Here is a 13,936-nt window from a genome sequence, read left to right on the forward strand (position 1 = left end):
CAAGATAAGGATTGAAACCCATATTCACGATTGAAATAAAAAACACACACAAATTTCACTTGATTCCTCAAGAATCAATTTTATTTCCTAAATACATTTGGTTCTGAACAGTTAGATAATTCCTGCAGGATGTCTGCGCTTGTCATCTACATTATAAGCATGCCAGCCAATTGCAATCAAAAAGAATACAGGAATGAGTAAGCCAATACCAGCGGTTGCAAAACCTAAGATCAACGCAGTCCAAATTAAAAACGGGCTTATGATCATCAGGCCTGCTCCGGTTCGGTATTGCCCTTTGTAGATATGCCCCAAACCCGGAATGATGCTTGAAATAGCGGCAATCAGATTACGAGATTTAATCAGACCACTTTCTGGATATGTATTATGTTTTGTTTCCATGGGAACCTCCCTTTTGCTCCTATGTATAATGTACAATTATTCGGTTAAGAAGCTGTGAATTTTTATTATTACCAACCATGAGTTCAAATAAAACAAAAGAATGCCCCGGTTGTGCAATGGAAGTTGATAAGAGCGCGGAGGTTTGTCCCATCTGTGGTTATGAATTTCCAAAGCAGCCGTTATCGTTTAAAATTGGCGTTTGGATTCTCATATTTCTGCTTTTGTTCTGGTATTTTTTCTAAGCCCATCTGACGAAAATGCACTGTATAACAAGTATCAACTGATGGTAGCGCTTCGTGTTAAGTCACTGTAAATTATTCATTTTAAGTCATAGAATCCGTATTTTATAAGTCTGTCAGTAGATCTTTAAGCATGTGTAAAATACTTTCAACGTTGAACACAGCGTAGATCTATTCAGATTCTTGCTGGTTTTCAGTGTTTTTTTAAAAAATCTGAAAGTTGATTGATGACGACTGACAGATGTTAAATATGAATAAAAAGATTACTACAGACACTACAAAATGACCTACCTGGCATTTGTCAGAAAGGAGAGGCGATTGCTCTCTTTTGCAGTTTCATTTACATTTTTTTCAAGTTTCGGGCAAACTTTCTTGATCTCTCTGTTTGTCCCATATTTCCTTACCGCATTTGAGTTGAGCAATGCAACATTTGGCTCGCTATATTCTGTTGCAACATTAACCAGTGCAGTTGCTCTACCGTGGCTGGGCCAATGGATTGATCGTATTCCACTTCGGCAATATAGCATGTATGTGGCGATCGGTTTATTGATTGCCAGCCTTGTGATGGCTGTATCCTGGCATATATCTATGCTATTTGTCGGGTTGATTTTGCTACGACTTGCAGGACAGGGATTGAGTGGACATACCGCTCAAACTACTATGGCCCGATACAACGATCAGCTGCGCGGGAAAGCACTCAGTATTTCCGGAATAGGATATCCACTGGGTGAGGCAGTTCTCCCGTCAATAATTGCAGGTATGCTTGTTCTTTTTCACTGGAGAACCACGTGGGCCATAATTGCATTCGTGATTGCTGTTTTCTTTATCCCGGTTCTCTGGTTTCTAATCCGCAGAGAGAGAACAGCTGTTGATGAAGAAATTATAGATGAAGAGAAACCATCGGCAAGCGAGCAATACAAATTACTGGCAAAAGATGTGAGAACCTGGTATGTGGTACCGGCTATTCTGAACCCCCCTTTTTGGGCCACCGGTTTATTTCTGTACCAGGTTTCTGCAGCCGACCAATTGGGATGGTCAGCCGGACTTATCGCTTCGGCATTTGTTGCTTTTGCTGCAACAAGAATTGCAACGGGACTGTTTTCCGGTCCTATTATCGACCGGTTCTCGGCAAAAACGATTTTTCCTTTTCTGTTAATTCCAATGATTATCGGTTTGGTCATCGGTTTCCTTTTCTCCGGTGGATGGGCTGCATTTGTATATCTCGGTCTCATTGGAGCCACGATGGGTTTTTCGAGCACAATTAAATCAGCACTTTGGGCAGAGATGTACGGCACAAAAGTGATTGGAACAGTGCAAAGTGCATTTGCCTCTCTGATGGTTTTCAGTACCGCCTTAAGTCCATTCCTGGTCGGATGGCTGCTGGATCAGTCAGTATCCATGAATTCAATCTTTATGATCGCTATTGTGACCAGTATACTTGCCGGAATTCTCTCCTTAAAAATTATGCCTGTTTTTTCCGAAAGGGATGTTTAGAGTATTGGCCACTAAATCACAAAAACAGGAAAAATTTAGTGATTTTAATGTTATGGTGGCTATCTGATTGACTGTAAATGTTGAAAAATTCTGAGGCATGTGGGGAGAAAAGTGTAAACAATTTGTAACAAAGAGAGTGTTTTGTTTTTGATGGCACGTTTTTACTTAAATATGCGTTGCCATCATATAACATGAACTTAGGTTGTTTTCTATGAATACTTTTATAATCCTAACTACACTTCTTTTTGCCATGACAGATGCTGACAATAATGCTGCGAATGATACCGAAACGGCTGTATTTGGAGCCGGATGCTTTTGGTGTGTAGAAGCTATTTATGAACGTGTGAGTGGAGTGAAATCTGTTGAATCGGGGTATGCGGGAGGTCACGTTGAAGATCCCACCTATCGGCAGGTAACCTCTGGAACAACCGGACACGCAGAAGTTGCGCGTTTAGAATTCGACCCTGAAGTAATTACTTACAAAGAGCTACTTGAGGTTTTCTGGCACACTCACAATCCCACCACGAAAAATCGGCAGGGCGCGGATGTCGGTCCACAGTATCGTTCAGTAATTTTCTATATGGATGAAGAGCAAAAACAGATTGCTGAAGAATCGCTCAAAAAAACCGATGCATCTGATCTGTGGAAAGATCCGATAGTAACGGAAATTGAACCGTTATCAAATTACAGTGTTGCAGAAAATTATCATCAGAACTATTACGAGAATAATCCCAACGCTGGTTACTGTTCAATCGTAATTGCTCCGAAAATCGCCAAATTCAAGAAAGATTTTCCACACTTGCTGAGTGATAAAAAAGCTTCGTGATTGGATATCAATATATACTATTTTAAATGATAACAATCGTTATAAATAGTTGTTTATTTTAAATCTTACATAAATCATAAAAAAATAAAATCAGGATTATGAAATCACTTACTACTCTATTTTTAAGTTTCTTATTAATTGGTTTGATTAGTCTGCCTGCAAATGCACAGGAACGAGGCGGAGACGAGGCCAGGGTTAGTCCTAATGCCGAAGTAAGCCAAACCATTGGAACGACTGAGGTGCTCGTTACATATGGCAGACCGGGAGTTCGAGATCGCGATATTTTTGGAGGACTTGTAGCCTACGGACAAGTCTGGAGAACCGGTGCCAACGAATCAACCGCTATTGTTTTTTCTGATGATGTAATGATTGAAGGCGAAGAGGTTCCGGCCGGAACGTATTCACTCTACACCATTCCAGGTGAGGATGAGTGGACCATTATCATAAACGAGACTCTGTCTTGGGGAACACAGTATGACGAAACTGCGGATTATGCGCGGGTTACCGTTGAGCCGGAAGAATCCTATTATGTAGAACAATTTATGATCTACTTTGAAGATGTAACCGAAAACAGCGGCGAACTCGTTCTTCACTGGGATAATACCAAAGTTCCGGTAACGATAACTGCGGCCGGAGGAATGTAATTCCGAATTATTATAAGCGAAGAAAGGCACAGGTTTTTAGCTTGTGCCTTTTTTATTGGATCAAAAATTAAAAACAAAATCAATGTAGGGAATTCCAAACCCAATATCGGTTCCAAGGCCGGGCCTGAAGAAGGCGAGATCGAAACTCATCTTTTCACCCATAAAGCGGAGTCCGTAGGAAAGTACAAGTTCATCTCCGGCTTCAGGAAAAACAAAGTTTTCGGTAACGAAAGATAATGCGTTGAATGAGCCTGTAATCTCCGCCAAAATAGAGAGCATACGTGCCAATCTCTTCTTCAATTGAAAATGTTGTAACTCCACCAGTAAGATTTCCCCTGTGGAAATCGTGAGTGTAGTTTGCATAACCGATGATAAGCGCATCTTTAAACGTATTTGCAGATGCAACACCCAGCCCGCCTCCAATAAAATGACCATCAGCCACTTCAAATCCGGCTTTTCCTGTAAAAAAGTAAAGCTGATTCGATATGCTCACACTCGGCAGCATGCTAAATCCGCCTGTAAAGGCGATGTTATCGCTTACAGCATACGCTACATTATTAAAGAACACATAGATGTTCTGGTAGTATCCGCTGTTTTTTTGGAGAGGTTGAGCGGTAGGTGAGAAGAATAAACGGCTGTAATTCGGATTCGCAAACCACTGGTTTCCCTTTCTTGTTAAATCCAACTCCCGAATTTCGCGTATCCTTGAGAGCTCGATAAACGTTCTTCCATTCTCTTCTTGAAGTTCAACCTCGTCTTTAGATACGGATATGATTGACCCCTTAATGATTGATCCGTTTCGAAGTTCAACCTCAACTGTTTTTGATGAATCCACCTCTACACCCGAGGGTGAGATTTGTGCGAGACAGATCATCGGAAATAGCAGAAAAAATAAAAGTGTGGCAGCTTTCATAAATCGTTTTGTTAAAAGAGATTTAGAAAAGTTAATCTGAAAATTACCTAAAAATATAATGGTAGAGAATTGACCTTGAAAATATTTACAGAACCAATGATATATGACTGACCTAAAATAAAAACGGGACGCTCATGCCAAACCCATACTATTCAGGCACGCGCGTCCCAATTTTAACATGTACAACGGGCAGCTTGCCCGTTACTCTAAATCTTTATAAATATGATATTTCTCGAGCCATTGACATCTTTTTAAAGAGCTTCAAATTATGAGTTGATAACACGTCATTTAACAGATGAAAGAAATACCATGTTTACGCTTTTCTAAGGTTGCCGGAGAAGCTCTCCGGCGCACAATTTATAGCGGACAGTTTACTCAACGAAGCTTTATGCAAAGTTGAGTCTGCCTGTTATTTGTAAATTCAGTTCTACAAAAATACGCCAAAAAGGATTGTCTTTTCTCCGTTCTTCCGCCTATCCTCAGACCTGCTAAAAAGTACAGTCCGTTGTGCCGGACAAGCTGTCCGGCGTACATTAAAATCTCACTTTCACATTCGCCAGGATATTCCGTCCGGCCTGGGGATAGAAGTAGTTAAAGAACCGTTCCTCGCCACCCGAAATCCATCCGAATGTGTAGCCGTTGGATACATACTCCTCATTTAAAATATTGTTAATTTGAAGAGAAGCCGTCACATTTTGAACGATCGAGAGATCATTCAGTGAGTAGGAAAATCTCAGGTCGTTTACGAGATAAGGATCTATGGAACGAGCTTTGTTTTGCGTATTGTCTAAGTATTGACGAGACACATATTTGAGTGTCCATTCCGCAGTAAAACTCCCCGGTTTATAAGTCAGGATAGAGTTTGCAATGGTTGATGGGGAGAACGCGATATCCACATCGGTATAGGTTTCAGACTGCTGTCCTCCCTGGTCAAAATCATCCAAAAATCGTTGATACTCATCAATTTTATTTTGGCTGAAGGTAGCATTGCCACTCCATTCGAGATCTGTGAGAAGTCGGGCACCAACTTCCAGTTCAATTCCGGCACGGTAACTGTCTGGAACATTTTCGCGGATGTAACCGCCCACGTCATTCACAGCACCTGTCAGGATCAACTGGTCTTTATAGTCCATATAGTAGAGATTTACTCCGGTACTAAATCGCTCAAATGTTGCGTCGTATCCCAACTCATAATCAAACAACCGTTCGGGGTCGGGTCGGCTTTCCTGGCTGGATTCTACATACTCGTCACGAGTCGGTTCTTTTCCTCCCACACTCAAGGATGCAAACAGACGATGTCCGCCGGCCGGCCGATAAACAAATCCGAATTTTGGATTCAGAAAGTCGATTCGATCCGTTTGAGTTACGTCCTCAACATCACCGGTCTGATCGTCAATTCTCAACCCGAGAAATTCATAACTGACCGTTCGGTATTGCAGATCGGCATAAGCGTTGAATGTGGGAGTTAAATAGTAACTGAACTTACTGTATACATTAAAGTCGGTTTTGAAACCATTGTTGTCATAATATTTGTCACCGAGATCACTGTCTCCGGCAAAGCGGGCCCAGATCACTTCGCCAAAATGATCGCCATCGTATTCGTTGTACCCTCCTCCGATGGTTAGAGTCCAGTCTTTCGGCCGTTTCCATTCCGTTGAAAAAACGCCTCCATAGAAGTGATTGTCGAGCCAGCGTCTCCGGACCAAATCGGAGGATGAGATAGTTTCACCACCAATTTCTATGGGAGAGATATCGTAGGTACTCAAATCATCACTCCGCCGAAATTCCTCGAAATATCCTCGTCCGCGCGTATAGTGCAGCGAGGCATTTGCATTCCAGATATCTGAGAATCGGTAGGAGTAATGAAGCTGATAGTGATCTTGTTGATAGTTATCGGTTTGATCATCATACGTAAACTGGTTGAATTGACGATTTCCCAGGTTTTCTCTCCAGTGTTCGGCTTCCTCCTCACCCAAAAACAGGTTGTTGATATATGATTCAAGCTGCTGGGGATTGTTTTCCAGGATCGGTTCGGGAACGCCATTCCATGCCTGGTAGGTGATCTCTTTCCCGGAAAAAACATCCGCTTTTAACAAACTATTTTTCCCGTGATGTGATCCCGAGAGGTAAAACGATCTTAAATCAGATCGCGCCCGGTCGATATATCCGTCTGAATCAATTTTAGAAAGCCGGCCTTCAAACTGCCAGCCGTTATCCATCAACCCGGAGCCGAGCTGGACGTTCGCTTTTCGGGTTCCGTATGAGCCGATTCCGGTAGTAATTTGGCCATAGGCGCTGGATCGCATCAGTGCTGTCTGAAGGTTCATCGTCGCGCCAAATGCTCCGGCTCCCTGCGTGGATGTTCCTACTCCCCGTTGAATCTGGATGTTCTGGGTTGAGGACGCCAGATCCGGCATATTCACCCAAAATACACCGTGCGATTCTGCATCATTCAGTGGAATACCGTTAATAGTTACGTTGATTCGTCCGGGATCAACACCACGAATTCGAATACCGGTGTAGCCAATTCCCGCTCCGGCATCTGAGGTTGCTACCACCGATGGTGCAGATTGAACCAGCATGGGAATATCCTGTCCCAGGTTCTGATCCTCAATCTCTTCACGGTTGATATTGCTGTATGCAATCGGTGTTGATTCATCCACCCGAAGTGCATTTACAAAAACTTCGCCACTCATAATCACACGTTCATCGAGAGCAACTTCGATGAATTCACCGGGATCTGTGATGCTTACGGTTTGAGTTTCGTATCCGACGAAACTGATGGTAATTTCGCTGACATCAGTGGTGAGTTCTAATTGAAAAGAACCATCAGGCTCAGTAGAGGTGCCGTTGGCCGTTTGGTTTTCTAAAACCGTGGCACCTTCAAGCGGTTCGCCAGATGAGCTATCCGTTACACGGCCTTCGATAGTTTGAGAGTAGAGTTGAAATGGAATCGCAGCCAATAGAATCACTGCGAAAAAGAAAGAATTGAATTGTTTGAGCATTACGCCTCCGTCAATTTTATAATTGAAGGAGGGGGTTGCATGCTGCTTTTAAACGCATGCGTGCAGATCGGTTTCCCTACGCCGGTATGATCCGGTTCAGGTTCTCAGGGTATGATCTCAGTCCCGGCATTTCTACCGGGACACCCCCAACCTTTTTGATTGGTTAAGCTTTAAAAATAGGCACGAAACTCGTATGCTTCAAATAAAAAGAAAAAAAAGAATGTATCTGATCAAATCCACCTTCCCTGTTCTATTTTTATCCTTTCTGTTTTTAGTGTCCTGTGATGAAATCGAGGTAGATCAGACATCAGAAGAATTTTTGCAAGAGCACATCACCTGGCTGGCTGATGAAGAAAGAGGCGGTCGGCTTGCAGGTACTATTGATGAGGCAGAAGCAGCCAATTACATTTCCGATCATTTTTTACAATACGGACTTGAACCGGCGGGCAATCGGGGAACCTACATCCAGCAGTTTACACTGGAGGGACCGATGGTTCAGGCGATGGACCTTGAAAACCGGGTGTCGAGAAATGTTGTTGGCATGATTGAAGGAGAGGAGTTTCCGGGCAGATACATCATTATAGGTGCTCACTACGACGGGCAGGGAATGGGCGGTGCCATCTCTATGAACATGAATGCAGAACCGGCGCTACACTACTCTGCGGATGATAATGCATCTGGCACAGCCGGGCTATTTTATTTAGCCAGAGAGTTTGCCAGGGAACGTCCGCAAAGCAGCATTTTGATGATCGCTTTCTCAGGTGAAGAACTCGGTTTAATCGGCTCAAAACATTTTGTGGATGAGATGGATATCGCCCCCGATTCTGTATTGGCAATGATTAACCTGGATATGATCGGCCGGTTGAATAACAAAGAGTTGAATATTTTTGGTACCGGCACATCTTCAAAGTGGGAAGAGGTTTTGCTATCTGTAGAAAACGATTCACTTGAGATTACAACCAGTGCAGGAGGAATGGGAGCCAGCGATCACGCCTCCTTTTATCAGGCAGATATTCCGGTATTGCATTATTACACCGGTACTCACAATCAATATCACAGAGAAACGGATACTGCTGATTTGATTAATTACACCGGTTTGGTTCGCGTGCTGGAGCATGTAGAAAATGTAACACGATCTCTGGATTCCATGCCAACGGCTGAAATGGATTTCCTGGAATCAACCGATCAACGAAGTGTAACTCGCATGCGGGATGGAGTGACCCTCGGTGTAATGCCCGATTATACCTACTCCGAAGGCGGATTTCGGATAGATGAAGTTCGGCCAGATGGAACCGCAGGGGAAGCCGGATTCCAAGACGGAGATATTATCATTGGAATGGATGGACAAGAGATTGGGGATATTTATGATTACATGGAAGTTCTGAATACGCTTGAGAGTGGGGATACGATTTCAATAAAAATTCTTCGGAATGAACAAAAAATGGAATTAGAAGTTACTTTTTAGAGTATTCTTTTTGAAGGGAAAAACTCTCCTCTTGAGAGGAGACAGATGACAGAGCGTATTAGCGATGTCATCAGAGATGTGTCTAACGCGACGCAAACCCTGAGCTTATCATGACTGCTTATGCTGTCATGATTTCGCTTTTCCCTCCAAAGAGGGGAGTTTCATTGCTCTTTGGAGCTATTTATAATCGCGTATAATTTGATGAGTGATCTCGTGCTAATCAAAGCAGGACACTTTTAAACAACCGCAAAACAATCAAGCCTGTAAAATTTCATATATGAAGGATCATAATAATAGTTATCTCTTTTTGGTAATACTCCTCCCGCTCATGTTTTCCTGTAAGGAAAGGAGTCTTGATCTGCCACCACTTCCAGGGGGTGTTCAGGCGATTTCATTATTGGGGGATACTCTTGAAACACGGGAACTATCGCAAGAAGTGTACAATGAACAAAATCCAAAATTGGTGGATGCAGTCGCTGATTATCGGGAAGATCCCGACGATGCCGATAATATTATTTGGCTGGGACGGCGAACAGCGTACGTTGGGGAGTATCGCGAAGCTGTTCGGATGTTCACCGAAGGAATTTATAAATTTCCGCAGGATCCAAGAATGTATCGTCACCGCGGACACCGCTACATCACGTTGCGCCAGTTTGATCCCGCCATCAAGGATTTTGAATACGCCAAAGCGATGATGGAGGGTATGGAAGACCAGGCAGAACCCGATGGCCTGCCGAATGAGTTAAATGAGCCACAAAGCACGCTGAAGTCGAATGTGTATTATCACAAAGGATTGGCTCACTACCTGAAAGGCGAGTTTGAAGATGCAATTACTGAGTATGAAAACGGGCTGCAATTAGAGCTCACGGATGATATGAGAATTGCACTGCTCTATTGGTACTATATGGCGCTAAAAAGATCTGGTAATGATCTGAAAGCCGGAGAAATTATCGAACCTGTTAATGCGGAGATTGATCTTATTGAAAATGAGGCGTATCTGAATCTGCTTCTTGTTTTTAAAGGAGTTTTTGATCCCAATCGGTTGATGGAAGTCTCCGACGATGCTTTGGAAAATGCAACGCTCGCATACGGAATCGGCAACTGGCACTATATCAACGGACGAGAGGAAAGGGCAATCTCTATCTGGGAAAATGTCTATCAAACGGATGAATGGCCGGCATTTGGGTACATAGCTTCCGAAGCTGAGTTAGCCCGACTTTTCGAAAATTTGTGACATAGACGTTAAAATTCCCGGTTTCTATACTGAACTGTTAAACGGGTATTCCAAACAGATTTTTAAAAAATTCGTTACAAAAGAACCTTTTGATCATCATCCTATTACAGAGGAGTGAAAACCTGGCAGTAAAGTTCAAAAGTTAAAAACCAGTAGTGAACTTTTGATTATTAAAAACAATGAACCCTTAACCAAAAATGTGATTATGGCAGTTTACAGAAGAGGATCAACCGGCGATGAAGTAAAACGAATCCAGCGAAAGCTTCAGGAAGAAAATCACTATCATGGCCCGATTGACGGAATATTTGGCGGAGGGACGGAGAGTGCGGTAAAAGCTTTTCAGCGGGCTGAGGAATTATCAGTTGATGGAGTGGTTGGGCCGAACACCTGGAAAGAACTGTTTGATGAAGATGAGGTTCAGCCACCGGCAATTTTAAATGAGGAGCTGTCCTACAGGTGTCTGGCGTTAACCGGCTCTTTTGAAACGGGCAAGCCGCCGCCGGACTGTTTTGCAGGAATTACAGGTGATTTTGACGGTCAGGCGATCAGCTTTGGTGCACTTCAGTGGAATATCGGGCAAAAAAGTTTGCAGCCGCTTTTATTAAAAATGGATGAGCAACATCCGGATATAATGGAGGAAATTTTTGCCGACTATTGTGGTGAGCTTCGGGAAATTCTAAAAGCCCGGCAAGAGCAACAGATGGATTGGGCAAGGTCTTTACAGGATCCCAATCGATTTGTATTAAGAGAACCCTGGCGCGGCCTGTTTAAAAGCCTGGGGCGAAATAAAAAGTTTCAGGATATGCAGGTAGAATCTGCTGACAGATTATACGATGCTGCCATAGATCTTGCCGAAGATTATGGTTTAAAATCTGAACGGGCGGTGGCGCTGATGTTTGATATTAAAGTGCAGAATGGAAGTATCTACGAATATGTAAAAGAACAGATACTTCGCGATTTTGATCAACTACCCGAGAATGCCGGTGAGGAAGAGCACCTTGTGGTCGTGGCGAATCGCAGGGCGGAAGCATCAAATCCTCGTTGGGTAGAGGATGTTCGAACCCGTAAACTGACCATCGCCAGGGGTGAGGGCACTGTTCACGGCATGCACTACAATCTTGAGGAAGATTATGGAATTCGAATAGAGAACTGAATTTAACCGATTCTATATTCAAATTAGAAATATTGATTTAACAAGAAGGCCGGTACTCTGTTTAATTTCTAAATGGTTTAATTCCCCGACCCCGTGGATCGCAAAAGATTAAAGTCCCCCTTCGAAGGGGGAAAGCGAGCGGAGTGAGCAAGGGGGATGATGTTCTACGTTTTGTATTGTCCAGACCTTGGTTCTGAGGTACAGGAGTTCATCCCCCATTGCCCCCTTCGAAGGGGGACACTTCACAATAAGTGCATAGATTGTTAAAATAATTTGGATTATAAATTGATTTGATTCTCGTGAATAGAAATTTGATCATCTACAGGAACTATCCAATGTTAATGTTATTAGAGGAAGAAAGAGATCATCAAACACAGATTAATAGCGTATTGTTCTGAGTTAATGATGCCAGTTTTCTTATCTTATCTTTAGAATTTTTTGAGGTAGTAATGTTTATGAAAAAATACTTTTTGACTGTTTTAATATTCCCATTTCTGCTAATGGTTGGCTGTAATTCTTATACATGGGAAGATGCTCAGCAAACAGATACTTACGAGGCTTACAAGGCATATATTGAAGAAAACCCACAGGGCGAGTTTGTTGATGAAGCCCGGGAACTTGCAGAACTGCGCTATTGGGATTCGATCAAGAAGGATTCAACAGCGACTTCTTTTCAAACCTATTTGAACCGGTTTCCAAACGGTCAGTTTCAATCCGAAGCAGAAGAAAAACTCAATCAATTAGCCAGGGCAAATCTTTCCTCCGAGGGGCGGGTAACCGGCTCAAATGTTATTATTCGAAGCGACCATACAACCGAATCGTCATCTGTGGGGGTTGTAGCCAGGGAGGGTACAGTGGTAAATATTCTTGATTTTTATAGTTCAGGAAACAGTAAAGAAGCAATTTTGAGTAGTGATGTACGTGTTCTTGAAAATGGACGTCAGATTAATTTATCGTCTGGCAAAGCCATAAATATACTTTCTGATCGTATGGATTCTGTCCGGGTGTCCGTTTCTACAGCTCAATACGGCAAAATAGAAGTTACTGTCAGTAAAGAAAATATAGAACCGATGAGCGGAGAAAAATGGTATAAAATTACCACTCGCGATGATATTTCAGGATGGATTTATGGTAAGTTTATTGAGGAATTGTAGAGTTTTATGAAATACTTAGTTCCCCGAATGGGAATTGCTTTGCAGGCTCGTAGTGATCAAATTTGCTACATATTTCAACAGCCTCATAGAAGGCTTTGCAAAACTCTGACCGTCATCCTGAACTCGATTCAGGATCTCCAGATACTGGGTATAAAGATGAATGGAGAATCTGAATTGAGTTCAGATTGACCGATAACCACGGTTTTGCAAAGCCTTCTCATATCGCTTTCAAATCCTATAAATACACTAAAAACCAACATATTTATATACATATTATGAGAGTATTCTTTTTTCTTTTTTCAATTCTATTAATCAGTTGCAGTGCAGAACAGTCTCCTTCCAATGATGAGCAAAACTCTGTTTCTGATAAGTCACAAGCCACAGCAAATGATTCACTTCAAGTAGATGTTTCAACTGATTTTGTGACTGGTCAGTTTGATTTTAAAACTCATGAGGATTTCGTGAAAGTTGATCCCCAGGATGCCAATAAAGAGGTGTACCTGCATGAAGAAACTTATGAAGCTTTTCAGGCAATGGCTGATAGTGCTAAAAAGGATGGAATCTCACTTATCATTGTGTCGGGAACCCGAAATTTTGGGTATCAAAAAGCAATCTGGGATCGAAAATGGAATAACTCCTCTGCTGGTACCGACCTGGAAAAAGCTGAAGAAATCCTTGAATACAGCTCCATGCCGATGACTTCTCGCCATCATTGGGGAACAGATATCGATCTGAACAACCTGAACAACAGTTATTTTGATGAAGGGCAGGGAAAGAAAGAGTATGAGTGGTTAAAATCACATGCCAACGATTTCGGGTTTTATCAAACCTATACCGATAAAAGCCGGAATGGGCGAACCGGATACAACGAAGAAAAATGGCACTGGTCCTACATGCCGCTTGCGTCCCAATATCTGATGTACTACAACCGGCATATCACCAACGAAGATATTACCGGATTTGAGGGATCGGATTTAGCTACTGAGATCGATATGGTGAAAAACTACGTAAATGGGGTATCTGTTGATGTGCTGAATTATTCAGAGTAGTCTTGCATGAAATGTGATTTAGAAAGTCATTTCATGTTACTGTGGGTAGATAGAGAGTCAATATTTTTTTGACGTTTTTTTCGTTACTTTCGTATTGAACATCCTCTAATTTATGTGCTATGGATTTGACGATAAACAAGAAAAGAATTTTTAAAGCCCTGGAGGACCTTCCAGAAGACGCAACAATTGAAGATGCACAATATCGATTACATGTGCTTGAGCAAGTCAGTAAGTCGCTTGCCAATACCGGAGAAAAAATTCCTCAGGAAGAGATTGAAAAAGAGTTTTTTATGTGAAAGCGAGAAAAAATCTGCAAAGATTCCGGGAGTCACTATAAACAATTTAGTAAAACAGCAGCCAA

At 42.4% G+C, this 13,936-nt stretch carries 12 protein-coding genes and 1 riboswitch; of the genes, 9 read left to right on the top strand and 3 right to left on the bottom strand.

Going from position 1 to position 13,936, the window contains the following annotated elements; genetic code table 11:
- Positions 1-111 precede the first annotated feature (111 nt).
- Positions 112-399, bottom strand: a complete 288-nt coding sequence (locus tag U5K72_06975; protein ID MDZ7718543.1) for a hypothetical protein — start codon at positions 397-399, stop codon at positions 112-114.
- A 521-nt stretch (positions 400-920) separates the two neighbouring features.
- Here U5K72_06975 and U5K72_06980 point away from each other — a divergent pair.
- The 3 genes from U5K72_06980 to U5K72_06990 all read left to right on the top strand — a co-directional run bounded on the left by U5K72_06980 (position 921) and on the right by U5K72_06990 (position 3,602).
- Positions 921-2,132, top strand: coding sequence for an MFS transporter (locus U5K72_06980; protein MDZ7718544.1), 1,212 nt, complete (start codon positions 921-923; stop codon positions 2,130-2,132).
- 211 nt (positions 2,133-2,343) lie between these two features.
- Entirely contained in the window at positions 2,344-2,958 is a 615-nt protein-coding gene (msrA, locus tag U5K72_06985; protein ID MDZ7718545.1) for a peptide-methionine (S)-S-oxide reductase MsrA, read from the top strand.
- 98 nt (positions 2,959-3,056) lie between these two features.
- Positions 3,057-3,602 carry a DUF2911 domain-containing protein gene (locus tag U5K72_06990; GenBank protein ID MDZ7718546.1) on the top strand — a complete coding sequence of 182 codons (546 nt, stop codon included), beginning with the start codon at positions 3,057-3,059 and terminating at the stop codon, positions 3,600-3,602.
- Positions 3,603-3,804: 202 nt separating this feature from the next.
- Here the strand turns inward: U5K72_06990 and U5K72_06995 are convergent, their stop codons facing one another.
- Both U5K72_06995 and U5K72_07000 read right to left on the bottom strand, forming a co-directional pair.
- Complete coding sequence (locus U5K72_06995) at positions 3,805-4,515, bottom strand: hypothetical protein (protein MDZ7718547.1); 711 nt, start codon at positions 4,513-4,515, stop codon at positions 3,805-3,807.
- Between the two features lie 533 nt (positions 4,516-5,048).
- On the bottom strand, positions 5,049-7,520 hold the full coding sequence (locus U5K72_07000; GenBank protein ID MDZ7718548.1) for a TonB-dependent receptor: 2,472 nt from the start codon (positions 7,518-7,520) through the stop codon (positions 5,049-5,051).
- Positions 7,521-7,576: 56 nt separating this feature from the next.
- Positions 7,577-7,678, bottom strand: a riboswitch (TPP riboswitch).
- Between the two features lie 62 nt (positions 7,679-7,740).
- On the opposite strand from U5K72_07000, the gene U5K72_07005 reads away from it, so the two are divergent.
- From U5K72_07005 to U5K72_07030, 6 genes are all read left to right on the top strand, one after another.
- Positions 7,741-8,985, top strand: coding sequence for a M28 family peptidase (locus U5K72_07005; GenBank protein ID MDZ7718549.1), 1,245 nt, complete (start codon positions 7,741-7,743; stop codon positions 8,983-8,985).
- 328 nt (positions 8,986-9,313) lie between these two features.
- The gene (locus tag U5K72_07010) at positions 9,314-10,219 is read left to right on the top strand and encodes a hypothetical protein (protein MDZ7718550.1); all 906 of its coding nucleotides are present in this window, start codon (positions 9,314-9,316) and stop codon (positions 10,217-10,219) included.
- Between the two features lie 205 nt (positions 10,220-10,424).
- A complete protein-coding gene (locus tag U5K72_07015) occupies positions 10,425-11,372 on the top strand; it encodes a peptidoglycan-binding domain-containing protein (GenBank protein MDZ7718551.1) in 948 nt (315 codons plus the stop codon).
- Positions 11,373-11,842: 470 nt separating this feature from the next.
- Entirely contained in the window at positions 11,843-12,526 is a 684-nt protein-coding gene (locus U5K72_07020; protein MDZ7718552.1) for a hypothetical protein, read from the top strand.
- 275 nt (positions 12,527-12,801) lie between these two features.
- A complete protein-coding gene (locus U5K72_07025; GenBank protein ID MDZ7718553.1) occupies positions 12,802-13,575 on the top strand; it encodes a M15 family metallopeptidase in 774 nt (257 codons plus the stop codon).
- A 119-nt stretch (positions 13,576-13,694) separates the two neighbouring features.
- On the top strand, positions 13,695-13,871 hold the full coding sequence (locus tag U5K72_07030; protein MDZ7718554.1) for a hypothetical protein: 177 nt from the start codon (positions 13,695-13,697) through the stop codon (positions 13,869-13,871).
- Positions 13,872-13,936: the final 65 nt, after the last annotated feature.

Source organism: Balneolaceae bacterium (genome assembly GCA_034521495.1).
In the GTDB taxonomy this organism is placed as follows: Bacteria; Bacteroidota; Rhodothermia; order Balneolales; family Balneolaceae; genus Rhodohalobacter.